The sequence below is a fragment of the Spirillospora sp. CA-128828 genome, assembly GCF_050945415.1.
Classification (GTDB): Bacteria; Actinomycetota; Actinomycetes; order Streptosporangiales; family Streptosporangiaceae; genus Spirillospora.
The window spans coordinates 7402928-7425547 of sequence record NZ_CP191986.1; the positions used below are offsets into that span (position 1 = coordinate 7402928).

The following is a 22620-nucleotide window of genomic DNA, read 5'->3' on the forward strand; positions in this document are numbered from 1 at the left end:
GACCTCTTCGCGTAGGTAGCGGCATAGGCGGGCGGCGGAGCGGACCAGGGTGCGCAGATCGTGAGGCGGGTCGGGAGCCCAGGTCAGGAAGTTGTGGAGGACTCGGGCGAGTTACCGCCGACAGCGGCCTGGCCGAGGTCACCGAACCCCGAGAGCATCAGCGGGACCCAAGACGGCCTCACCCGGTGTTTCGTGAGCGGTTCGGCGCCGCCTCCCCCGACGGGGTGTGGAGGTTTGTCCGGTCGGCTCCGGTCAGGCGTGGTGCCGGTCGATGAATCGAGTCGGCCCCGGCGGCGCTGGCGGGCATGGTCGGGCTCAAAGCCGGGCCGAGGCGCGGCAGTGATGATGCGGCGGTTCGACGAAGACAGCGACGTGTTCAATGAGACGGTCGATGGTGGGCCGGTCGATGGTGCGGTGTCGCGGATCCTTGCCGGTGCTATTCGCGCACGTCCGCAGCCGAGCCCAGGGGGCGCAGCGGCTCGCGCCACTCCTATTCACGTCAGTTGCGCGTCTCCACCCTCACGACCTCGTCCGCCGCCCCGGTGACGGTCAGCCGTATCCGAGTCCGGCCACTGAGCCCATCGCTGATTCTGGGGAACCTGGCTTCCAGTTCGGCAGCAGGTGCGGCCTGTTCGGCCGGTGTTGTCGGATGGTCGAGGCCGCACACAACGTCCAGTGCGGCATCCACGACGGGGCGAATTCCGGCAGCCTGGCAGGCCAGCCGCAGCGGCCGCGCATCGTTGGTGTGAGCCACGTGCAACTCCACTGCCTCGTTCTGGCACCCGGCCGAAAGGAACTCCTGCACATCGCCGTGCGCCAGCGTCAGCGGCGTCTCGAAGATCAGGTCGTGCTCCGGCAGCTCAAGAACCACCCGCACCATTGCGTACTGCCCGAGACGGTGGCCCTGCAGGAACAACTGGGCGCCCTTGCGCCGGATGAGCTCGCCGAGCCCGTCGAGGCTCGCGCGCATCTGACCGGACAGGCGCAGCAGGATCGCCGATCTGCCACTCACCCCAACATAGAGCGGCGCGTCATCCCTGTCCCACAGCAGCTTTGTGTAGGAAAAGTTCTGAATGTGGGTCCAGGGCTCGTCCGCCCGGTGTTGCCGGCGTGCATGCTCCGCAAACTGCTCTGTCTTGCTGGGCTCGGTGACCGGCGGCATCCGCGCCATGAGGTCAGGACCGGTGACGCCCGCAAAGCCCTTCCTACCGAACCATGCCATGTACGGCACGCTATACCGGTGGCCCGGGACCTCTCCCGGCTCACTCAGTGCGCTCGGCCACCGCGCGACGCCCGCAGTGCGCCCTCGACGACCCCTGTCTCTCGGTCATCACAGCCGAGTGGAGACCGGCGTCGCGGCCGACGGCCGTGAACTGCCCTGTATACGACTGTCCGTATCCGTCTGCGCCGATCTGGACGCACTCCACAAGCAGCGCCACCCCGCCAAGCGGATCTTCGACTGGCTTGTCGACGACCTCGGACGGCTCGCTCTACAGTCGCGTTGACGATAACCGCTGGGCCTGTGGAGGAGCAGCATGTCGCGCGAGCGCAGCCTGACGCTGGAGGTTTTGTCCGCAGCTGCGCCACACCTGGCTTTGGCCATTGCGGAACTCAACAGCAAGCAGCGACGCGCGGCACGTGTTGAGAGGTACTTCGTGGTCATTGAGCACGAGTTGGACGGGCCCGCGGAAGAGCTGCGGCCCTGGCCAGGCGAGGAGGGCCTTCTCTACCGGTTCAACCAGCAGCACTTCGCCGGAGACTGGGGTGTTGAGTCCGGCGAGACCACTCTCGGATACAGCCTGCACCTCATGCGATGTTCCACCGGGCGCACGGGTATGGCGCAGCGGATACTCGGGGGGTGGCGGCGCCGGAGCGTTCACGAGGGCGCGTGGGCCCGGCTTCTGGTGGTGGACGACGGCGTCCCGGCGCTGTTCTTGGGCGGGAAACGATACAGCGGCGGTAACAAGGGGTGGCGCCACATGCTCCAAGACCTCGGCTGGCCCGAGTTGCAATCCTGACCGGCCTTGTTGTCACCATGCGAATCCGGATCAACACTGACCCCACAAGGTTTGACTGGTCACTCTGACTGCGCAAGGTCCCCGGAGACTCCCGCCAGCGGGCCTAACTCAAACCCACCCTCCTACCCGCCGCATGGATTTGATTTCTGCTGGAATCGCGTACCGGTCAACGTATATCGCCCGGCGAACGTGACATCATGGCGCCGACGTGATCACCCTTGGACGATCGGGATCTTCAGCATGGGTGCGCAGCCTCCCACGCCGGCGGGAGAGTCACTGCTGCCGAACGACCCGGTTCAGGTCGGCGGGTATCGCCTCGCCGCCCGCCTGGGGCGCGGCGGGCAGGGCGTGGTCTACCTCGGCGAATCGGAGTCCGGCCTCCCGGTCGCGGTCAAGCTCCTGCACGCCGGCTTCGGGCACGACGACCAGGCCCGCCGGTACTTCGAACGGGAGCTCGCCTCGGCACGCAAGGTGGCGGGATTCTGCACGGCGCGCATCCTCGCCGCCGACGTCGAGGGCGATGTCCCGTACATCGTCAGCGAGTATGTTTCCGGGCCGTCGCTGCAGCGCGTGGTTCGCGAGCAGGGCCCCCGGACGGACACGGACCTGGACCGGCTCGCGATCGGCACCGCCACCGCGCTGGTCGCGATCCACCAGGCTCAGGTCGTGCACCGCGACTTCAAGCCCGGCAACGTGCTGCTGGGGCCGGATGGACCGCGCGTCATCGACTTCGGTATCGCCCGCAGTCTGGAGGCGACGAGCGGGACCGTCAGCCGCAGCGTCGGAACGCCCGCTACATGGCCCCCGAACAGATCAGCGGAGAACCGGTCGGCTACGCGGCCGACGTCTTCGCCTGGGCCTGCACCATCGTGTACGCGGCCACCGGGAGGCCTCCGTTCGGCGCCGACAGCGTGTCGGCCGTGTTCCACCGGGTCCTGCACGGTGAGCCGGAACTGGGTCCGATCGCCTCGCCGCTGCGGGAGACGCTGGCCGCGTGCCTGGCCAAGGACCCGCGGATCCGGCCGACCGCGCGCCAGGTCTTGAGCACTCTGCTGGGCAGCGGCCGGCCCGCACTGGACGACGCCGCCGGGCTGGGCGACGACGCCGGGACGGCGGCCGGCACCGTCCCGCCGGGGCCGCCGCGGAACGAGGGCGATGCGTTCCCGACCGCCGTCGAGCCGGGCGGATCCTCCCTGGAGCCCGCTCCATCCCGGCTCCGCCCGGTTGCTCGCGGGCTCATGGCCACCGTGATCACTGGGGCGCTTCTGCGCGTGGTGGCCGCCGTTTTCGACCCGGCCATCATGTCGGTGAGAGCGGGCGGGATCGATGTGGTCACCTATGCCACCGTTCTCGTTACGGCGTTCCTGGCGGCTCGGCGGCGGCTGAGCCTCTGGCTCCTCCCCGGACTGATCCTGGTCCTGGCGAACCTGGGCTATTGGGAGGTCTATCAGCACACCGGCGGACGCGGGGCGGCCTTCATCTCCTACGGCATGCTGGACATCGTGTTCCCACCCCTGCCCTACGCCCTTGCATGCGGTTGGACGGTGAGCAACGTTGTCGCGGCGGCCATCCGACGTGATCGATTCGAACTCGTCACCGGCGGCGTTGTCACAATGGCGTACGTGGTGTGGAACGTCGTCGACTTGAGCGCCTGGCACTCTGACTTGCAGAAGGCCGGCACTTCCGGCGGCGTGATGCTGGTGTACATCGTCCACCTCGTCTTCAGCGCCCTGCTGGGAGCGATCATCGCCGCACCGTGGGAACTGTCGCGGCGCCCGCACCGCAGGCGAGACCCAGCGGCAACACCATCCATTTAAGGGAGCGGTGATATCTCACGCTGGAAAGGAATAGGCGAAACAGATGTGGCCCGTTCCCGAGTCTTCGGGAACATGGTAGGACCGCCTGAGCGGTCTCCGGTCAGCCGATCGCCGTGATCCTCACGAAGGTGACGAGGAGGCGGCCGGTGGTGTTCAAACCGACGGGCAGGTTGTCATCCAGGTCGCAGTGGTGTTCAGATGAGCCAGCGGGACGTTGCTCAGGCCGCGGTTGAACTCAACCTGGATGCGCGCGTCCGGGCCGATGCACTGACGCGCCAGATTCCGCGCCTTGCACTCGATCTGCCACTTGCTGTTGCCCGTCAGGCGGCAGAGCGTGAGGAACGTGGGGATCACCTTGCTCTCGCTGACCTGGGGTCGACTGATGGGCTCGACCGCCGTGACATCCACGAAGGGGCGCCCGTCCTCCCACCCGCTGATCATGCACGGCGGCGCGGGGCACCTGGAGGAGGGTCCAGGACGTGCCCGCGACGGCTCGCCTGCTGGCCGAGCGCTTCTGGCCGGGGCCAATGACGCTGGTGCTGCGACGCGGTCGCCGGGTGCCCTTGGAAGCGACGGGTGGTTTGGAGACGGTGGCTGTGCGCGTGCCCGGCCATCCCGTCACGCTCGCGCTGCTGTCGGCCTTCGGCGGCGGCTTCACGGCCCCGTCGGCCAACCGCTTCGGCTCGGTCAGCCCCACCACGGCGAATCACGTCCGCGCCGAGTTCGGTGATGCCGTCGACTTCGTGCTGGACGGCGGGCCCTGCGCGGTCGGCGTCGAGTCGACCATCCTTGACGCCACGGGACAGGCCCCGAGCATCCTTCGGCCTGGCGGGGTGACGCGTGAGGACCTCGAAACGGTGCTGGGGCGCCCGGTTGGCGTCCCTGCGACGAGCCGTGTCCGGGTTCCGGGTCAGCATCCATCCCACTACGCGCCGCGTGCGCGGGTCGTCCTCGTCGAGCCCGAGAAGGTGGTCGCCGAAGCCGAACACGCGCAGGAACAGGGCCACCAGGTGGGTGTCCTTGTTCCACCCGCCTTCGCCGAGCACGCGGTCAAGGCGCACGCCGTGGTGGCGGTCCCCAGCTCGACGGCCGCCTACGGGCGCGGACTGTACGGGTTCCTGCGCCACCTCGACCAGCAAGGGTGCGACCTCATCGTCGCCTCCCTGCCGGCCGAGGAGGGACTGGGACTGGCGATCGCCAACCGGCTCCGCCGCGCCGCGGGGCCCCGGCCCCTCGCGTGAGGAGAACCGACGCCGTTCGACCGTTCAAGCCGAGTGCCCATAGGACGAGCCGCCCCAGGTGCGCGAGGTCGTGCCCGGTCTCAAAGACCCTGCCCGGCCCTTACGGCGCCGAGGCGACGGGCACGTCCAGGCCGTGGACCTCCAGGCCGTGGACCTCCAGGCCGTGGGCCGCGACGAGGCGTGCGGTGCCGTCGGCCAGGCCGTAGCACAAGCCCACGACGGCGGCCCGCCCGGCGGCGACCTGCTCGGCCAGAAGGCGGGAGCGATCCAGCAGCAGGTCGACGGTGTGCCGGATGTGCTCGTCCAGGATCTCCTCGGCCTTCACGTATCCGGCGGCCCGTGCGGCCAGCACGCTGGGCGTCACCCGCTCCACGACGTCCCGCACATACCCGGCCGGGGCCATCCCGTCCTCCAGTGCGGCGCATGCGGCGCCGACCGCCCCGCACGCCTCATGGCCCAGGACCACGACCAGGGGACACCCCAGCACGTCAACGCCGAACTCAATGCTGCCGATCACCTCCGGCCCCATCACGTGGCCGGCGGTGCGCACCACGAACAGGTCCCCCAGACCGCGATCGAAGATGATCTCGGCGGCCAGACGGGAGTCCGAGCAGCCGAACAGCACGGCGAACGGACGCTGGGACGGAGCGACCGCGGCGCGCCGCACGGCGTCCTGGTTCGGGTGCTCCGGAGCCTCCGCGACGAACCGCTGATTGCCGGCCAGCAGCAACGCGAAGGCCTCATGAGGGGTAGCGGCCTGGATTTCGGTCATATCCGAAGCCTACGGTCCGCCCCCGGGCGTCTTCGCCCCGGCACCGCGGTCCATGACCGGACGGACGTCCATAGGAGCGTCCGGCAGAGCAGCCTGGCGACTACGACCAGCGAGAGAGGTGCACGGCTTAGGGATGCGCGGTGGCCAGCCAGGAACGGGCGGCAGCGTCAAGAACAAGATCGCTGCGATCGCCAAGGCGCACCCGACTGGCCCCGACCGGGTCGTCGAACGACGAGAGCACAGGTCAGCTCAAAAAAGATCGGGCGTCGTCGGTGTCACATCATCGAGGAAGGCGCTCACCATTGGTGCCAGTACCGCTGACTGCCAGAAAATGCCAACGTGCGTCGTCGGCAGAATCACCAAGCGCGCGGCCGGAACCCCTGACATTGACGCGCTCGCATCGCCGTTGCGTAGTTTGAACATAGCCAGCGTATGCTCCGGCTTCACGTCATCCGCATCACCGCCAATGACCATCGTCTTGGCAGAGATCGATCGCATTTCCGCGTCACTGATGTACTGGTCATTGCGGCCGAAGACCCTCATCTTTTCGAGGTAGGCCTGCAACGCCGCGGTGTCCGGCGTGTGCGCCAAGAACGCCTTCTCGACGGACGTACCGGCCCACCATGTGGTGCCCGAATCCTCGATGCCGTCCACCACCCACGGATACCAGCCGTCCCTGCGGTAGGCGGCCGACAGCGTGACCAGCTTGTTGACCAATGCCGGGTGCCGGACCGCGAGCTGCAGCGCGACCCCGCCGCCTTGCGAGTAGCCCATCACGTCCGCGCGCTCGACCTGCAACGCACGCAACAACGCCGCGGCGTCGTCGGCGAAATGCGGATAAGACAGCTCACGCGAGGTGTCCGGCGTGCGGCCGTGCCCCTGCTGATCGAAGACGATCACTGTGCGCGTGCCCGCGAAGGCCGACACCCATTGCCCCATGGAGTCGGTGGCCATGTGCGCGCCAGGGATGAGCAGCAAAGGAGCCGTTTCCGACGTGCCGAGCTCTCCATACACCTCGTGATAGAGGCTCAGACCGTTGATCGGCACGTGACCACTGCGCGAAGGCTTCAACGCCACTCCTGTCTTAACTCAGTCATACGGCCACCTGGTGGCCGGCCCGGCGAAGTACGCCGACGGCTTTCTCAAGCCGGTCGGCCGGGACGAGCACGAGGTCTCCGTCGTAGCTCGCGGCGGTCCAGACCGGGAGCTCGCCGGCGGCGAGCGGCGCCACGATGGCGCTGAGCATCCCCGTCGCTTCCGGGTCATGCGCGTCATCGCCGTTCCACAGCGCCGCCCAGCCGTCGTCGGCCGTGTCGTCGCGCCGCATCGCCGCGCCACCGTCGGGACCGAGCACGAGTGCGAGCAGGCCAGGCTTGGAGGCGGCCGTACGTGCATCGGACACCCGCTCCAGAACGAAGCGGCCCTCGAGCACGCGCAGGTTCTGAGCCCGAGCGGACGGCATCGAGTTCATGCCCCGCGCAGGCGGCGTACCCGCTGATACAGCACCAGAATCCGCGTGACTACCTTGGTCCCCTCCGTCATGAGCCATTCACAGTTCTCCAATTGTGTGGGGCACCCTCTACGCTGGAAGCAGCTCACACTCTCGGCAATCTCCGTGAGGTTCCGTTGCAGCCATACGGGACTCCCCTTCCGGAACCGGTAATGCGGCAACACAAGGACGCCATCGGCATGGTCGTCATTCGCACGATTAACAGTTCGTGGCACCCGCGAGGCGCGAGCATGTAGGCCTACTCGTGCCTGCGCCTCATCGTAGACTCCGCCCCCGTCCCACCGGTAGATCGCGCGGATCGGCAAGACGTCATGCCCCACGGCCATCCCTGGCGGCGTCTGTGTGCTCGATACCGTGTCGGCATGCCGAGCGATGACAGCACGATCGGGGACGATCCGCTCACCGACGGGATGACCCTGTCCGCGCGGCTGCGGCGCGATTTCACGGTGACCGACACCGACCGCTTAGGTTCAAGGAGTCGTCGCAACACTGCCTTTCAGTGAGCATAGATGCTCGCTGAAGGCTTCGGCGGGAGTCTTCCTTGGGTCCTAAAGGTGGTCGCAACACCTGACCCCGTGGGGGTGTTGCCATGACCAAGACGCGTCGCGCAGCTAAGAAGCGTGGACCCGCACCGCTGGCGGACAAGCGAGATCAATACCTTTGCCTGATGGCGCAGGGGATGAGCAACTCGGCCGCGTGCCGTGAGGTCGGGATCAACCGCAGGACCAGCACTCGATGGAGGTACGGACGCAAGGAGGTCGACCGAACCGGGCGCGAGCGCGTCTACGCACCGATCACCAAGCAGCCCGGCGACCCCGAGATCGACCGCGGGAACTCACCGCTTAACCTGCAGAAACAGGATCACACGGAGATCAACTCATACAACACTCCGCTGGACGTGACCGGTCGCTGTGATGGCACCCACTGCAGCGCGGACGCGGAGCTTGATCCGGTTGCGTTCGCCTTCGGACGGTCCTCCGAACACGCCCGAGATCATGTCGTGAGTTTCGTTGGCGGGGTCGATCGCCCCGCCCACTTCCGGTGCCCGCAACGGGATATCGAAGTGCTCGAACAACGGGAAGGACTGGTTGTGCGGCGCACCGCAGACCGACTCGGCGCCCCAAGCCGCCATCGCGCAACCCCAGAAAGACGGTATGGGCCGGGCTGATCACCCTCACGCTCGTGATAACCGCCTGGATCTTCTGGGAGCTTACTCCGGCGCCGGAAGAGCACCCGCCGACTGGGGGGCTGTCCGGCTTCATCCACCTTTTGTGGTTCAAGGTCCTGTCAATAGTTCCCTGCTGAGCTGATCAGCGGGGTCCGGATCTGTCCGGTGGTCGTGAGATCCCGTCGGCGATGCCGGCCAGCTCGTCGAGTGTCGCGTCGACGCGGTCGAGTGGGATGCCCGGCGGCCGGGCCCTGATCCATTCCCAGGTCACGATGGACGTCCCGGAGGCACGCCACGCCCGGCCGGTGCCCTGGAGCAGCATCGGGGCCAGTGCGCTCACCGCCCGGGACGCCCATGCGGGATCGGTGGTGTGGACGTGGAAGCGCTCGTCGATGCGCGGGTCCGCCGTGGTGATCCCCGGCCGTGGCGGCAGCATGGCGGTACGGGGCGTGAGCTGCAGGCGGGGGACGCGTGCCGGCAGGTCCACCAGCGCGGCGATCCAGTAGCTCGAACTCTCCCGGCCGCGCCGGCCGAAACCGTCGTCGAGGATTTCCTGCTCGGCCGTGTAAAGGAACACCACCGCCGATCCTGCGCGGTGGGCACCGCGCATGACGTGGAACAGCCGGTGCCGTCGCCGGCCGGGCACGTAGTACGGCGTCGGTTCGGGGAGTTGGGGGTGGAACGGTTCACCGTGCAGCCGTTCCAGGAGGGCTCGGTGCTCTTCCGCCGAGGTGATCAAGGTCCAGCCACGCGCCTCCGCGAACTCACGGACGGCCCGGACGCCGTCGCGATGGTCCCGCATGAATCCCACGGATCGCACTGTAATCCCACACCCGATCAACTCAACGACGGCGGACCGCAGCCGGCAGCAGGGTGACCTGTTGCTGTGACCAGCAGTCCGACTGTTTCGTCGCGACCTCGGCACCACACCCGGCGCAGATCAGGTTGGGGCCGTCCAGCCCGTCGAGGCCGCAGCAGCCGTTGCGACGCCGTGAGTCAGGGTGCAGATCAACCCCGGTGAGGTCGTCCGGGCAGAGGACGAATCCGCCGATCTCCGGGGCGATCGCGAAAGTCCCTTGCGGCATTCGAGTCGGCAGGAACTCGCGCGGGCCGCGGAGTTCCTCGTTGACCGGCGGCGGAAGGGGCACCTCGACGAGGCCTCCAGTGAGCCGCTGAGAGCAGCGGACGCAGACGAAGATCACCACCAAACCTATTCTGCGGGGTCACGGCCGTGTTGACCAAAGATCACTGTCTGTGGTCACGGCAGCCGGTCCGGGCAGAACGCGCCGCGAAGTCATCGCGCTCGACGGCCCCGGCTACCGGCTTCCGCCGCACGCCTCGACACAGTCACGACCCTGGCGCTACCAGGACGCGCTCGCCTACGAAGCCGCAGGTCACCGCTCATGGCCAGGTTTTGACGCTCTTCCGGCTCGGGAACGTCACAGATCGCGACCCGCCGCAAAAATCGCTGGTCAGCGAACGGGAGTCGGAGCGGGCTTACCTGGGCGGGTGTCGGGATCCCGTTTTGTGATCATGGTCTGTCTGGTTCAGGTAGGCCCTGTGAAGTCGGCCTATTCGCCAAGGTCGAGGCGGCGGGGGGCGGAACCGGCCGGCCTCCTGTGAATGGAGGTCAGGCGCGTGTAACGCTTTCTGATCGCCGGTCCAAGTAGGGGTGGACCAACGAGAGGAGTGAGCGCATGGCCAAGCCAGGATCCGGCGGTGGCTCCAATGAAACCGCCCTTACCCGTATCGGGCGTGATCCGGCCGCCTTCGAGGTGTTCTACCGGCGGCACGTTGAGGCCATTGGCCGTTTCGTTGCACGACGGGTGGACGACCCGCACACCGCCGCCGATCTGACTGCGGAGGTGTTCCTGGCGGTGATCGATTCCGCCCATACCTACCGGTCTGCTGCGGGCAGCGAGATCGGCTGGCTGTACGGGGTGGCACGCAACGTGGTCAGCGCCGAACGCCGCCGATCGGCCCGCGAACTGCGTGCCACCGCGCAGATCGCGGGGCGCCGGCTGCTGGATGACCGCGACATCGCACGACTGGAGGAGCGCATCGATGCCGAACGCACGGCTCGCGTCGCCTACCAGTCCATCGCCGGCCTGCCCGAGGGCACCCGAGCCGTCCTGGAGCTGATCTCACTCGAGGGGCTGTCGGTCGCCGAGGCGGCCGCGGCCTTGGGTATCAGGCCGACCACCGCCCGAGTACGCCTGCATCGGGCACGCAAGAACCTCGCAGGGGCCACCGCCGTCCACTCTCGCAAGCTCACCTACGCCGAGGAGTAAAGATGCAGACGTTCGAGGACCGGCTCCTGGACGAGCTGAAGCATGTCGTAGCCGCCCGCGCGCAGGCGGACCAGGCCGCACGGCCCGAGCGGCGTTCGAGGCCGCGCCGTCGCCGGTGGGGTTTGGCCGGGGCCGCCGTACTGGCTGCGGCCGCGGTCGCGATCGGCGTTCCGGTCGCGCTGGGCACAGATGGCACCAAGGCGAACGCGGTCGAACGAGATCCCGATGGGTCCATCCGCATTTACGTCCGCGACTTCCGCCACCCCGAAGTGATCGAACGCAAGCTGCAGAACTTCGGCGTGAAGTCGATCGTGACCTTCCTGCCCGAGGGTGAACGCTGCAAGGAACCACGCGCCGTATTCATGCGCAACGACGACCCGCGCAAGTCAAACTTGCTCCAGTGGGGCGCGGACGCCGACACGGCTCAGGACCAGTACCTTCGGCTGGACGCCAAGTCGATCAAACCAAAAGAGACTTTCGTGTTCACCGCGTGGTACGCCGAACGTGGTGATGGGTCAGCCAGCTCATCTGTCGGTGATCTGGCCACCGGACCCGTCCAGCCGTGCCACGTGATCACCGGCGGACCCGGCTTCACACAAGGGAACAAGGGCGTCAACGGCGTCACCCCAGGCGATACGCCCGCACCTTGAACCGGCCAGAGCACAACTGACCGTTGCATCGGTCGGCCGTCCAGGCAACCGGTCACCCTGGTACCGGCCCCGGACGCGCCGAGTATGCCGCGAGAGACTCGGGGCTGCCGGGGTCTTCCTCGTCCGTGCTGGGCACGCCCCGAATTCAGAGGTGGATCACCAGGCCATCGCTCCGTGGCGGTCGTGGAAGGTTCCGGTCGGTCCGTCCGGCCCGATGGTGGCGAGTTCGACGATCGCGTCGGTCCCCTCGGTCACCGTCTGCGGGCCGCTGTGCCCGTTGAAGTCGGTCGCGGTGTAGCCCGGGTCGGCCGCGTTCACTTTCACGTCCGTCCAGGCCTTCGCGTACTGCGTGGTCAGCATGGTCACGGCAGCCTTCGAGGATGTGTAGAGCGGCGCGACGGGCTTCGACTCGACGCGCTCGGCGTCGTGGGTTGCCGCGAACGATCCCATGCCGCTCGACACGTTGACGATGACCGGGTTCTCGGACGTGCGCAGCAGAGGTAGGAACGCGTGCGTCACTCGGACGATCCCCACGACATTGACCTCGAACACCGCGCTGGCGTCAGCGGCCGTGATCTGGTCGGCGGGGTTGTGTGTCCCGAAAATACCTGCGTTGTTGATGAGGACGTCGATGCCCCCCTCGCGAGCTTCGACGTCGGCGGCGGCCGCGGCCACCGACGCGTCGTCCGCCACGTCGATCTGGACGAAACGGGCACCGAGTGCGTCGGCGGCTGCCTGGCCGCGCTCTGGATCGCGAGCGCCGATGAGGACGGTGTGTCCGGCCGCGATCAATCGGCGGGCGGTCTCGTATCCGAGGGATTTGTTGGCTCCTGTGATGAATGTTGTTGTCATGTGTTCACTCTCGGTCAGTGGCGGGAGGAGAACCAGTGCCCTCTGCGACGGTGGGACGGCCAGTACCAGGCAGAACGGCTATCCAGCGGACATACTGGTCGAGTGGACGAGACCCTCGGCACGGCATTGCGTCGCTGGCGCGACCGGCTTTCTCCGGTCGACGTCGGGCGGACTGCGCGGCCTGGACGACGTGCGGTGGGGTTGCGACGCGAGGAACTGGCCGAGCTCGCAGGGTTGTCGGTCGACTATGTGGTGCGGCTGGAGCAGGGGCGCGCCACCAGCCCTTCGGCGCAGGTCGTGGCGAGCCTGGCCAGGGCACTGCAACTGGAACCCGTGCAGCGCGATTACGCCTATCGGCTGGCCGGTCTCCTGCCGCCACAGGAGGGGACGATGTGCACGCATGTTCCAGCGGGGGTCCAACGGATGCTGGCTCGCCTCGGCGAGTTCCCCGTGGGCGTGTTCAGTGCCGACTGGACCTTGCTGTCCTGGACTCCCGCATGGGCAGCGCTACTGGGCGACCCCAGCGCACGGACGCGCGTCGAGCGGAACCTGGTGCGGGCGGTCTTCGCCGCAGGATCCAGTGGGCTCGCGGCCTGGCCCGTGCTCCAGGAGGACGACGCCCTGAACCCCGCTCTCGTCGCCGATCTGCGCACGGCTCTCGTCAACTACCCCCGTGACCGTGGACTGATCGACCTTGTCGCGGAACTGCGCTCCACCAGTGCGGAGTTCGCCCGGCTGTGGGACGAGGGTGCGGTCGGTCTGCACGTCTCGGCTCGCAAGACCGTCGTGCACCCCCAGGTCGGCGAGGTGACGTGTGACTGCGACGTGCTCACTGTCCCAGGCTGCGACATCCGGCTCGTCGTCTACACGGTGGCCGCGGGTTCCGTCGATGCGGAAAAGCTGGAATTCCTGCGGGTCACGAACGGCGTCCGCGCCGACGGCTCCTCACCTCCGGGGCCGGGTCTGTTCTCCACGCCGTAACACTCCGGCCGGCCGGAGCCCTGCGCGCCACCGCGGCCGCCCTCAGCAGCCGCTGACCGCCCGGACCCGATTCCATTCCGAAACGCTGCCTGCTGGCTTGCGCCTCGGGCGAGCGAGAGCGGTCATTCGCCGACGGTTGCGGTGATCAGTTTTTCCAGCCGGGCGGCCACGTGGTCGAGGGGCTGGGTGCTGCGGCGGGCGCGGCACATGGCCACGGCGCCTTCGGCGGCCGCGACGATGAGCGTCGCGAGTTGTTCGGCTTCGGCGGGGTCGGCGCCGTGCTCCTGCAGGGATTCAGCGAGCTGCCTTTCCCAGCCGGTGAACGCCTCGGTCGGGGCCGTGCGCACCGCGTCGTCGCTGGAATGGTAGACGAAGAGGCCCGCCATGCCGATGATTCAACTGGCCGCCCCTTCCGGAGCTCTGACCGCCGAAGGCCGGGAGAACGTCCAAAGTGAGCTCGCGGCGGTGCTGCTGCGCTGGGAGGGTGCGCCGGACACGTTCTTCCGCGCCCAGGCCTGGAGCTACCTCCACGAGCTGCCTGCCGGAGCGCAGGTCACGGCGGAGGACTCTGCCGACAACGCGGCGCCGCCGTTCCGGGTCGACGTCACCGTGCCGCAGGGTGCGGTGTCCGATCGCCGCAAGGCCGGGCTGGTCAAGGACGCGACCGAAACGGTGCTGCGCGCCGCCGGGCTGACCGACGCCGACGCACTCCGGGTGTGGGTGCTGATCCACGAGCAGGCCGAAGGCACCTGGGGCGCCGGCGGCGGCATCGTGCGCTACAGCGAACTCGTCGCCCTCGCGCAGAAAGCCCGGGAGACGGCTGGTGCGTGAGCTGACCTATGTCGCCCGCCGGGCCGTGGAGTGGCGTGAGGTGCCGGATCCTGTCTTGCAGGCGGACCGGGACGCGATCGTCGCCCCGGTGGCGGCGACGTCGTGCGACGTCGATTCGGCGATCCTGGCCGGGCACGGGCCGATCCCGCCGCCGTTCGCGCTCGGCCACGAGAGCGTCGCGCGGGTCGTCGAGGTCGGTGACGCGATCAGCCATGTGGCGCCCGGGGATCTGGTGGTCGTGCCGTGGGCGATCTCCCTGCGGGGACTGCGATCGCTGCCGCGCGGGGCTGACGGCGCACTGCGGGTCGGTGCCGCACATGGCGATGTTCGGCGCCCCGATCGGGGGTGGCTGGGGCGGGTTGTTCTCCGACCTGGTCCGCGTCCCGTGGGCCGACGCGATGCTCGTGCCGCTGCCGTCCCGGCTGGACCCGGTCGCGATGGCCTCGGCCAGCGACAACTGGTCGCTGTCCTGGCAGCTGGTCGCCCCGCACCTGCGCGAGAAGCCGGGAGCGCGGGTACTGGTGATCGCCCGCGGCAGCATCGGCCTCTACGTGTGCGACATCGCCCGCGCGCTGGGCGCGTCCGACGTGCTCTACGTCGACCCGGACCCGGCGCACCGCGCGATCGCCGAGAGCTACGGCGCCAGCACAGTCACGGCGATCGAGCCGATCCACCACGGGTTCGACCTGGCGATCGAATCCACCGGCCGGGTCGACCAGCTCGCCGTCGCCTTGCAGTCCCTTGTCCCGGAAGGGTTCTGCGAAAGCGCGGGCAACCACTTCCGGCCGGGCGAGCTGCCGCTGCTGGATGTACCTGAGCGGGGTCACGCTGCGCATCGCCCGCGACAACGTGCGCACCCAGCGCTTACGCTTCGTTCGCATCAGACTCGTGGTCCCGGCGGGGACGAAGACGTGGATCTCCAGCCGGCCCCCGTCACTGGCTTGGTCTCTCACGGCGGGCACGAGAAGCCTGACGAACTTCCCGCGCTTCTTCAGCTTGGCGGCCTTCGCGGCCCTCTCGTGAGCGGGACCGTCCGCCTCGACGACGACCTTGATCTCGGTCTGCGTCCCGCCATGTGTGACCTTGAACTCGGCCCCATTGGGGTAGCCGACGAAACGTGAGGCCTCTCGGGCCCTCAGTACACGTCGCATGGTGAATTCCTCTTCCCTGTTTGTAGTCGTGCCTTCGCTTACCTACCGTCCTCGCTCGCGCCGCGCGGGCATGTGCGCACACCGGGCCCCGCGCACGCCCTGAACCACCGAACCCGCAGCGCAGCCCATCCCCCTGGACAGTCGGGGGTTAGTTAGGCCGCGGGCAGCCCTTCGGGGCGCCGTACGAGGCTCCTCCTGGCCCTCGGGCCCAACCCCGCCGTGGGCACCTCACTTCCCTAACTCTTCGCAGCTCAGCCCGTAGGTTAGGTCGTGGCAGGCGGCGAGTGAGCTTTCTAACCCCGTCGCCGGAAACCGACTACGTCCCCTTGTGGGCGCTGGCGGTCTAGCTGTACTTGGTCATGATCTTGGTGACACCTGACCGGTAGGTGTTTGAGCTGGGCGAAGGGCGACGTCGTGGTCCTGGACGTGGCTGGGCTCCGGCTCGGGGCCGACCGCCAGCGCGCTGGGACCCGTTGGGCTTGCGCCGCATCGATCGTCAACGCGCCGCCCTTGGCCTCGGGCACGTACTTGTAGAGCGTGGACCGGCTGACCCCGAGCAGCCGGGCGATGGAGGAGACCGACTCGTCTGGACGGGTCAGCAGGGCGCGGGCCTGGCGGACCCGGTCCGGTGTGAGCGCCGGCGGCCGCCCGAGGCGCCGCCCGCGGGCCCGCGCGGCCTCGGCCCGGTTTGAGTGATGTTTGCGCAGGTGAAAGCGCCGTCCGGTCGTTTGTGGGACTCTTCGCGCCATGGGTGCGGCGCGCTGCCGGAGCGCCGCCCGAACCTAGCCGATGTGGACGTCGCGGGCGGCGCGAGGTCATTCGCTCCTACCGCTGGCCGGCCTGGTCGACGAGTTTGGTGACCACGCGGGTGAGGGAGTACATGACGGTCCCCACTGGGACGTTGTAGCGGGGATCGTTGCCCTTGGTCGCTGAGATCGGGGCGTTGCGGCCGGTGTTGACCGTCCTCTGCGCCACCATCTGGTAGGTGGCCGGGTCCAGCAGGAACTGTTCACCGAACCCGTGGGACAGCGCGATGGCGGGCCTCCCGGCGCCGTCCTTGACGTTCCTGTCGATCTTCACGCCGGGGATTGCGGCCAGGACCCGGTAGAGGGCGGCCTGCGTCGCCGGCGGCATGGTCACCGGCGCGTCCCACAGCATCTGCGCGGCGTCGCGGAAGGCCTGGCCGTCCCGATCCTTGACCATCCGGTCCCGGGCGGGTGTGGCATCCACCTCCTTGTAGACCAGGGCGCGCAGCTTGCTGGGGTCGCTGGGCAGCGACATCAGACGGTCGGTTTCGGCCTTGGAGTTCTTGGCTCCCTCGCCCGTGTGGTGGTAGATCACCAGCTTGCCGTTCAGCAGGCTCGCGTCCTGGGTGCCGTCGAGCTTGATCCAGTCCTGCGAGTAGTGCGGCTTGGGGCCGTGTTCTGCGGTGGGCCCCATCTCGACCGCCTTGGTGTACCACCACTGGCCGGGGCGTGGCGTGACAGGCGGGCGCGCCTCGGCCGCCTGCGCGGCCTTGCCGAGGACCTGCGCGGCGCTCACCAACTGGACGGCGGGCGGCCGAGGCGGCACGGGCCCGTTCCCGCCGGTGCCGGCCACGACCACCGCGCCGGCGGCAACGGCCGCGGCCGTGACCGCGCAGGCAGCGATGCTCGCACGGTTGCGGAGCCGTCGCCGCCGCCCCCGCGCGAGGCCCCCGCTGACGAGCCCGTCCAGCGGCGGCTCCTGTCCTTCGGCGGTGCGGCGCATCGCCTCGGCCAGCCGGTCCTCCACCGCGTTCATTCCCGCTTCCCCATGCATCCCGGCGTCCCTTTCCCGCGTCATCGGATGAGCTCCTGGAATTCCTCGCCCAGCGCCTCGCGGAGCCTGCCCAGCGCCCGCATGCTGCGGTTGCGCACGGCCCCGCCGCTCAGCCGCAGCGCGGATGCCACGTCCTCAACGCTCATGTCCTCCCAGTAGCGCAGGACCAGCACGGCGCGGTCCTGCGGGGGAAGCTGCGCGAGGCCGTTCAGCAGCGTCACGCGGAGCGCCTGGTCGGCGTCGGCAGCGGCCGTCTCGGGCAGCCGCCGCGACGGCGTCTCCTGGTTGCTGTGCTTGCGCACGTGCGACATGTAGGTGCGCATCAGCACGGTCCGCGCGTAGGCGGCCGGGTGGTCGGCGCGCTGCACGCGCCGCCACGACGTGTACAGCTTTCCCAGCGTCGTCTGAACCAGGTCCTCGGCAAGGTGCCGGTCCCCGCACAACAGGCAGGCGGTGCGGAACAACGAGGCGCCGCGCGCGGCGGCGAATTCATGAAATCCATGCGGATCTTTGGCCATCGGGCCTTCCCAGCGTCGTCCGTCGGTTCCATCCCTACAGACGCCGCGAGCCGGACCCTTTGTCACAAACGAAAAGGGGCGGACCCGCCGCCGGCGGATCCGCCCCCTCGTGTCGCCTGCCAACGAAACAACGGCGCGGGTTCGCCACGAGCATCTGAGCGTGGCGACGCGATCGGCGGTCGAGGTGAGCACCTCCAGGCAGAACCGGGCCATGCCCAGGATCGCCCCGGTGTCGGCCAGCTCCATCAGACAGCCGAGGTCGGGTTGGGTCGAGGCGACGACGCAGCCACTCGGGGACTCGACCACCTTTATGCCTTGTTCGGTGTGGCCTTGATGTTCGAGAACGATGTCCTACCGGCCGTCGTTGTCGATCTTCAGGATGACGGCGGCGGCGTCTTCGGCTGATCGGCGGGCCAGGGCGGGTTCGGGGTTCAAGTCCCTGACGGCGCACCCGCCCTTATCAGCGACGACATCCCTCGCAGGAGTCGTCGCTGTCGTCATTTGGGGCCGGAGTGAGGCCGACCTGGGCCCGTCACTATGCATGCATTCCAGGCGAGATACTCTCCGCCCCTTCAGGGCTCCCCAGCGCCCCGGTCGCAGGCATGGGGCATTGGTCGTGGACCCGACCAGGGCGTGGATCTCTGAGGTCCACCCCTCCGAGGAACAGTCGAGGGCCCGGTGTTCACCGGGCCCTCGACTTCGAAGCCGACCCAGGCTCCATCAGCCGCGTCGACAACGCTGAAGGTCAATACATCTAGTGGGCCCGGCCCGGCCCCTCAGGGGCATCGTCCTCGGCGGAGACCGGCAGGCCGGCGAGCACCGACTTGCGGCGGCCGTAGGCGAAGTAGACCACCGCCCCGAGGACGAACCACACGCCGAAGCGCACCCAGGTCATCGGCTCAAGGAAGGTGATCAGCCAGAGGGAGAAGACGATCCCGATGATCGGCACGACCGGCATCCCCGGGCAGCGGAAGCTGCGCGGCAGGTCGGGGCGGCGGTAGCGCAGCACGATCACCGCGACGCAGACCAGCGCGAACGCCAGCAGGATGCCGATGTTGGTGAGCTCGGCCGCCTCGGCGATCGGCAGGAATCCGGCGATGCCGGCCGACGCGATGCCCAGCACCCAGGTCATGCGGGTGGGCACCTGCCGCTTCGCGTGGGTCTTGGAGAACCACGGAGGAAGCAGGCCGTCTCGGCTCATCGAGTAGCCGACCCGGGAAGCGCCCATCAGGAAGGTGAACAGGACGGTCATGATTCCGAGGATCGCGCCGACCGCGATCACCGCCCCGACGGCCTCCAGCCCGACCGACTCGAACGCGCTGGAGAACGCGCTCTCCGAGTTGATGTCCTTGTAGTTCACCATCCCGGTGAGGACCAGGCAGGCCACCACGTACAGGACCATCGAGATGGCCAGCGAGTACATGATCGCCTTCGGCATGTGCTTCTGCGCGTCCTTCGACTCCTCGGCCGCGGTGCTCATCGCGTCGTAGCCGAACACCGCGAAGAAGACCGTCGCGGCACCCGAGAATGCGCCGGTCACCCCGAACGGGAAGAACGGCTCGTAGTTACCGGTCTTGATGTGGAAGGCACCCACCACGATCACCAGGGCCACGACCGCGACCTTGAGGTAGACCAACGCCGTCTCGAACCGCGCGGCGTTCCGCATCCCGAGGTTGAGGATGTAGGCGACGAGCAGGCACAGCAGCATGGCGAACAGGTTCACCTTGTAGCTGCCGGCCGCCACGCCCGCAGGTTCGGTCCCGGGCGCGCCCATCATCCAGGCGGGCAGCCCGATGTCGAGGTACCCGAGCAGATCGTTGAAGTAGCCGGATATGCCGATGGCCACGACGGCCACGATCGCGGTGTACTCCAGCAGCAGGTCCCAGCCGATCGCCCAGCCGATCGGCTCGCCCAGCACCGCGTAGCCGTAGGTGTACGCGGAGCCCGCCTTCGGGATCAGCCCGGCGAACTCCGCATAGGAGAACGCCGCCGCCGCGCTGGCGATGCCGGCGATGATGAACGACAGCAGGACCGCGGGCCCCGCCTTCCCGTTCGCGACCGCCCCGGCCAGCGAGAAGATTCCCGCGCCGATGATGCCGCCGACGCCGATGGCGGTGAGCTGCCGCAGGCCGAGCTCGCGCCTCAGCCCCGTCCCGCCGGACTCCGGCTCCTCGATCTGGTCGATCGGCTTTCGCCGGAAGAATGACGAGTTGGTTCCGGGCTTGCGCGCTGTTGTGGCCATGACTCTCCCAGATGATTTGGGGCGGGGTCTCTCAGGGGACATGGACGCGGCCGTCTACGGTGAAGGCGGCGCGTGGCTCGAAGCCGAGCACCGCGGCGGCGATGCAGGCCAGGCGGACGCGGCCTGGTTCACGGCCCAGACGGCATCCTGCGCGTCTACTACGGTGGCGCTGCCCAGGGTGCCCAGCACCGCCTTGTGCTTGTGCGGTTGCACAACATCGGCCTGGACGCTGCCGCCCATCCGCTACTCGCCGCCGATCGTCGATGCCGGGACGGCGGGCGGCTTGTCCAGCCTCGTCGGCTCCCTCTCAAGCTGGTGGCGATCGGCGCTGCCCGGGGCGTATTCCCTGGCGAGCTCGTTGGCAGGTACCGGAACCTCGGTCACCACATCCACGAGATGCTCCATTGCAGTCACATACTGTTGGGGTGAAACCCTAGGAATGGCGGCCCCATCGTGGGTCGTTGAGCCGGCCACTGTTGGACCGCCCTCATTGTTCGATCGGACAACCCATGGACCGGAACGGCGTCGGACTGCGTCAGCTCCTGATCGCCCTCGGCGAGCCCCTCGCCGAGCTGCTCGCCGCGCCGGGCGGGCTGGACGTCGAGGTGAGCGACATAGTGATCCTCGACCCCGACGACGAGCCGGCCTCCTACGACGGCCGTCTCGTGCTGATCATCGGCGCCCGGGGCCGGGCTGCGATCCGCCTCATCCGGGACGCCGCCCTGCGCGGGGCCTCGGCCGCCGCGGTCAAGGTGACGGCCGGGGACGATCTCGACGGCCTGCGTGACGCCGCCGACGACACCGGCATCGCCGTCCTGGGCGTCCGGGCCGACGCCCGCTGGGACCAACTCGACGCCCTGGCCAGAAGCGTCGTGGCCGACGCCAGGCGCATGCCCGAGGCCGAGGAGGCAGGCGACCTCTTCGCCCTCGCCCAGACGGTCGCCGCGCTCACCGGCGGCATCGTCAGTATCGAGGACAGCACCAGCCGGGTCCTGGCCTACTCCCGCTCGGACGACGAGGCCGACGAGCTGCGCCGCCTCTCGATCCTCGGCTGGCAGGGCCCCGCCGACTTCCTGGCCCTCCTGCGCGAATGGGGCGTCTTCGAGCGCCTCGCCGCCGGCGACGATGTGGTCCGCGTCGACGAACGCCCCGAACTGGGCATCCGCCGCCGCCTTGCGATCGGCGTGCGCGCCGACGCGGAACTGATGGGCACCATCTGGGTCCAGGAGGGCAAGAACAAGCTCACCGAACGCTCCGAATCGGCCCTCCTCGGAGCCGCGCGCGTCGCCGCGCTCCATCTCGTCCGCCGCCGCACCGGTACCACCCCCGGCCTTCGCCTCCAGGAGAACCTCCTGACCGGCGCACTGGAGAATCGGATCGACACCGACTCCCTGGCGAGCAATATCGGCGCCAGCCCGAACCGCCCCGCCGCGATCGCCGCCTTCAGCCCGTCCGCCCCGCCCGACCAGCCGTCCCGCGAACTGCGCAGCGCGGCCCTCACCAACCTGATCTCCGTGCACGCCGCCGCCTACCGCCGCAGCGCGCTGGCCACCACCATCGGCAACCGCGTGTACGTCCTCCTGCCCGACCTCCCGGATCACTCCGCCGGCACGACCGCTCTCGGCCTGGCTCAGGAAGTGGTCGCGGCCGCCGGCAAGAGCCTGGCCCTCACCGTCCGCGCCGCCATCGGATCCGTCGTGACGACCCTGGCCGACATCGGCGAATCCAAGACCGAGGCCGACCGCGTCCTCGACGTCATGGCCCAGGACGAGACCCTGGGCGTCGCCACCATCGCCGACGTCCGCGCCAAGGTCCTGATCAGTGAGACCCTGACCCTCCTGGAACGCAGCCCGCGCCTCCGCGATCCCCGCGTCACCGCATTGGTGGCCCACGACGCCGACCACCACTCCGACCTGGTCCCCTCCCTCCTCGCATACCTGGACCACCTGGGCGACGTCCGAACGGCCGCCCTCCGCCTCCGCGTCCACCCCAACACCCTCCGCCACCGGCTGAAGCGCGCGGCGTCCCTATCCGGCCTGGACCTGAACGACCCTCACCAGCGCCTCTTCACCCACCTTCAACTCCTTCTGGAGACTCACGACGATGGCCCCTAGTACTTCGGGTCGCAGCTAGGAAAGCGCCGGGGGTCACATACGGGCGGTCGGCCACCACCGAGTCGTCGATCAGGTAAGGCGATCGAGGTGGCGTGACATCACGGCGGTCATGAGCTCCGGGCCGTACAGATCGGGGCGCGTGGAGGCGTGGACGGCGAGCCCGTCGAGCAATGCGTGCAGCCTCTCGGTCTCCAGATCGACATCCTCGCGGGCGGCCCCTGGGCCGAGAAGGTCTTCGACGAGCCGCAGACAACCCGCCCGGAGCTGGGCGCGGCCCCGTTCGCGCAGAGCGCGCAGGTCCGGGTCCACCAGGGCGCGGGCGGTGAAGGCGAGCCAGACCTCGTTCTCCGCCCGGCGCTCGGCGTCCATCGGCAGCAGTTCGGCCAGCACCAGCTCGGCGCGCCGACGGGGATCGACCTGCGGGTCGAGCGCGGCGATACGGCTCTCGATCCGCTCGATCACCATGCCGAGCGCGAAGGCCAGCAGCTCGTCCTGCGTGCCGAAGTAATGCCGCAACGACCCCATCGACAGGCCGGCCTCGCGCGCCACGTTCCGCACCGACGCCCGCTCCAGCCCATCCCGCAAAATCACCCGCCAGACGGCCTCGGCCAGCTCGCGCCGCCGCTCCACAGGGTCCACGACTCTCGGCATGCACCTTTTATAG

Annotated in this window: 24 protein-coding genes and 3 pseudogenes; 12 read left to right on the top strand and 15 right to left on the bottom strand. The window is 68.8% G+C overall.

Annotation, left to right across the window (positions count from 1 at the left end):
* Positions 1-499: 499 nt before the first annotated feature.
* Positions 500-1222 (bottom strand): hypothetical protein, encoded by a 723-nt coding sequence (locus ACQPXG_RS35590; RefSeq protein ID WP_433463525.1) that lies wholly within the window; start codon positions 1220-1222, stop codon positions 500-502.
* A gap of 313 nt (positions 1223-1535) precedes the next feature.
* On the opposite strand from ACQPXG_RS35590, the gene ACQPXG_RS35595 reads away from it, so the two are divergent.
* A complete protein-coding gene (locus ACQPXG_RS35595; protein ID WP_433463526.1) occupies positions 1536-2018 on the top strand; it encodes a hypothetical protein in 483 nt (160 codons plus the stop codon).
* Positions 2019-2258: 240 nt separating this feature from the next.
* Positions 2259-3835 (top strand): annotated as a pseudogene (locus ACQPXG_RS35600) (serine/threonine-protein kinase).
* Between the two features lie 153 nt (positions 3836-3988).
* Here ACQPXG_RS35600 and ACQPXG_RS35605 read toward each other — a convergent pair.
* Positions 3989-4243, bottom strand: coding sequence for a hypothetical protein (locus ACQPXG_RS35605; RefSeq protein WP_433463527.1), 255 nt, complete (start codon positions 4241-4243; stop codon positions 3989-3991).
* 119 nt (positions 4244-4362) lie between these two features.
* On the opposite strand from ACQPXG_RS35605, the gene ACQPXG_RS35610 reads away from it, so the two are divergent.
* The gene (locus ACQPXG_RS35610; protein ID WP_433470107.1) at positions 4363-5076 is read left to right on the top strand and encodes an L-threonylcarbamoyladenylate synthase; all 714 of its coding nucleotides are present in this window, start codon (positions 4363-4365) and stop codon (positions 5074-5076) included.
* Between the two features lie 100 nt (positions 5077-5176).
* On the opposite strand, the gene ACQPXG_RS35615 is transcribed toward ACQPXG_RS35610, so the two are convergent.
* From ACQPXG_RS35615 to ACQPXG_RS35625, 3 genes are all read right to left on the bottom strand, one after another.
* On the bottom strand, positions 5177-5848 hold the full coding sequence (locus ACQPXG_RS35615; RefSeq protein ID WP_433463528.1) for a carbonic anhydrase: 672 nt from the start codon (positions 5846-5848) through the stop codon (positions 5177-5179).
* 249 nt (positions 5849-6097) lie between these two features.
* Positions 6098-6919, bottom strand: a complete 822-nt coding sequence (locus tag ACQPXG_RS35620; RefSeq protein ID WP_433463529.1) for an alpha/beta fold hydrolase — start codon at positions 6917-6919, stop codon at positions 6098-6100.
* Positions 6920-6941: 22 nt separating this feature from the next.
* Positions 6942-7319 (bottom strand): ACT domain-containing protein, encoded by a 378-nt coding sequence (locus ACQPXG_RS35625; RefSeq protein ID WP_433463530.1) that lies wholly within the window; start codon positions 7317-7319, stop codon positions 6942-6944.
* 401 nt (positions 7320-7720) lie between these two features.
* On the opposite strand from ACQPXG_RS35625, the gene ACQPXG_RS35630 reads away from it, so the two are divergent.
* Both ACQPXG_RS35630 and ACQPXG_RS35635 read left to right on the top strand, forming a co-directional pair.
* Positions 7721-7861, top strand: coding sequence for a hypothetical protein (locus ACQPXG_RS35630; protein ID WP_433463531.1), 141 nt, complete (start codon positions 7721-7723; stop codon positions 7859-7861).
* 164 nt (positions 7862-8025) lie between these two features.
* Positions 8026-8181 (top strand): annotated as a pseudogene (locus ACQPXG_RS35635) (IS30 family transposase); the annotation flags it as partial.
* Between the two features lie 487 nt (positions 8182-8668).
* Here the strand turns inward: ACQPXG_RS35635 and ACQPXG_RS35640 are convergent.
* Complete coding sequence (locus tag ACQPXG_RS35640) at positions 8669-9337, bottom strand: hypothetical protein (protein WP_433463532.1); 669 nt, start codon at positions 9335-9337, stop codon at positions 8669-8671.
* 31 nt (positions 9338-9368) lie between these two features.
* Complete coding sequence (locus tag ACQPXG_RS35645) at positions 9369-9731, bottom strand: hypothetical protein (protein ID WP_433463533.1); 363 nt, start codon at positions 9729-9731, stop codon at positions 9369-9371.
* A gap of 492 nt (positions 9732-10223) precedes the next feature.
* Between ACQPXG_RS35645 and ACQPXG_RS35650 the strand changes: the two genes are divergently transcribed.
* Together ACQPXG_RS35650 and ACQPXG_RS35655 are read left to right on the top strand one after the other, a co-directional pair.
* Positions 10224-10817: an RNA polymerase sigma factor gene (locus ACQPXG_RS35650; RefSeq protein ID WP_433463534.1), complete on the top strand. Its 594-nt coding sequence runs from the start codon at positions 10224-10226 to the stop codon at positions 10815-10817.
* A gap of 2 nt (positions 10818-10819) precedes the next feature.
* Positions 10820-11467, top strand: a complete 648-nt coding sequence (locus ACQPXG_RS35655) for a hypothetical protein (RefSeq protein WP_433463535.1) — start codon at positions 10820-10822, stop codon at positions 11465-11467.
* Positions 11468-11623: 156 nt separating this feature from the next.
* Here the strand turns inward: ACQPXG_RS35655 and ACQPXG_RS35660 are convergent, their stop codons facing one another.
* Entirely contained in the window at positions 11624-12319 is a 696-nt protein-coding gene (locus ACQPXG_RS35660) for an SDR family NAD(P)-dependent oxidoreductase (protein ID WP_433463536.1), read from the bottom strand.
* 102 nt (positions 12320-12421) lie between these two features.
* On the opposite strand from ACQPXG_RS35660, the gene ACQPXG_RS35665 reads away from it, so the two are divergent.
* A complete protein-coding gene (locus ACQPXG_RS35665; protein ID WP_433463537.1) occupies positions 12422-13300 on the top strand; it encodes a helix-turn-helix transcriptional regulator in 879 nt (292 codons plus the stop codon).
* Between the two features lie 122 nt (positions 13301-13422).
* Here ACQPXG_RS35665 and ACQPXG_RS35670 read toward each other — a convergent pair whose 3' ends face one another.
* On the bottom strand, positions 13423-13686 hold the full coding sequence (locus tag ACQPXG_RS35670; protein ID WP_433463538.1) for an LmrA/YxaF family transcription factor: 264 nt from the start codon (positions 13684-13686) through the stop codon (positions 13423-13425).
* Here ACQPXG_RS35670 and ACQPXG_RS35675 point away from each other — a divergent pair.
* From ACQPXG_RS35675 to ACQPXG_RS35685, 3 genes and pseudogenes are all read left to right on the top strand, one after another.
* Complete coding sequence (locus ACQPXG_RS35675) at positions 13685-14131, top strand: tautomerase family protein (RefSeq protein WP_433463539.1); 447 nt, start codon at positions 13685-13687, stop codon at positions 14129-14131. The genes ACQPXG_RS35670 and ACQPXG_RS35675 overlap by 2 nt on opposite strands.
* 40 nt (positions 14132-14171) lie before the next feature.
* Positions 14172-14369, top strand: a pseudogene (locus ACQPXG_RS35680) (alcohol dehydrogenase catalytic domain-containing protein); the annotation flags it as partial.
* A gap of 79 nt (positions 14370-14448) precedes the next feature.
* On the top strand, positions 14449-15252 hold the full coding sequence (locus ACQPXG_RS35685; protein ID WP_433470184.1) for a hypothetical protein: 804 nt from the start codon (positions 14449-14451) through the stop codon (positions 15250-15252).
* A 323-nt stretch (positions 15253-15575) separates the two neighbouring features.
* Here the strand turns inward: ACQPXG_RS35685 and ACQPXG_RS35690 are convergent, their stop codons facing one another.
* The 5 genes from ACQPXG_RS35690 to ACQPXG_RS35710 all read right to left on the bottom strand — a co-directional run bounded on the left by ACQPXG_RS35690 (position 15576) and on the right by ACQPXG_RS35710 (position 20247).
* A complete protein-coding gene (locus ACQPXG_RS35690; protein WP_433463540.1) occupies positions 15576-16031 on the bottom strand; it encodes a helix-turn-helix domain-containing protein in 456 nt (151 codons plus the stop codon).
* A 76-nt stretch (positions 16032-16107) separates the two neighbouring features.
* Positions 16108-17064 (bottom strand): CU044_5270 family protein, encoded by a 957-nt coding sequence (locus tag ACQPXG_RS35695; RefSeq protein WP_433463541.1) that lies wholly within the window; start codon positions 17062-17064, stop codon positions 16108-16110.
* Between the two features lie 38 nt (positions 17065-17102).
* Positions 17103-17600 (bottom strand): SigE family RNA polymerase sigma factor, encoded by a 498-nt coding sequence (locus ACQPXG_RS35700; RefSeq protein WP_433463542.1) that lies wholly within the window; start codon positions 17598-17600, stop codon positions 17103-17105.
* 754 nt (positions 17601-18354) lie between these two features.
* Positions 18355-19842 carry an amino acid permease gene (locus ACQPXG_RS35705; RefSeq protein WP_433463543.1) on the bottom strand — a complete coding sequence of 496 codons (1488 nt, stop codon included), beginning with the start codon at positions 19840-19842 and terminating at the stop codon, positions 18355-18357.
* A gap of 243 nt (positions 19843-20085) precedes the next feature.
* Complete coding sequence (locus ACQPXG_RS35710) at positions 20086-20247, bottom strand: hypothetical protein (RefSeq protein ID WP_433463544.1); 162 nt, start codon at positions 20245-20247, stop codon at positions 20086-20088.
* A 104-nt stretch (positions 20248-20351) separates the two neighbouring features.
* Here ACQPXG_RS35710 and ACQPXG_RS35715 point away from each other — a divergent pair, with 104 nt between their 5' ends.
* Complete coding sequence (locus tag ACQPXG_RS35715; RefSeq protein WP_433463545.1) at positions 20352-21956, top strand: PucR family transcriptional regulator; 1605 nt, start codon at positions 20352-20354, stop codon at positions 21954-21956.
* Between the two features lie 69 nt (positions 21957-22025).
* Here ACQPXG_RS35715 and ACQPXG_RS35720 read toward each other — a convergent pair whose 3' ends face one another.
* Positions 22026-22607, bottom strand: a complete 582-nt coding sequence (locus tag ACQPXG_RS35720) for a TetR/AcrR family transcriptional regulator (RefSeq protein ID WP_433463546.1) — start codon at positions 22605-22607, stop codon at positions 22026-22028.
* Positions 22608-22620 lie beyond the last annotated feature (13 nt).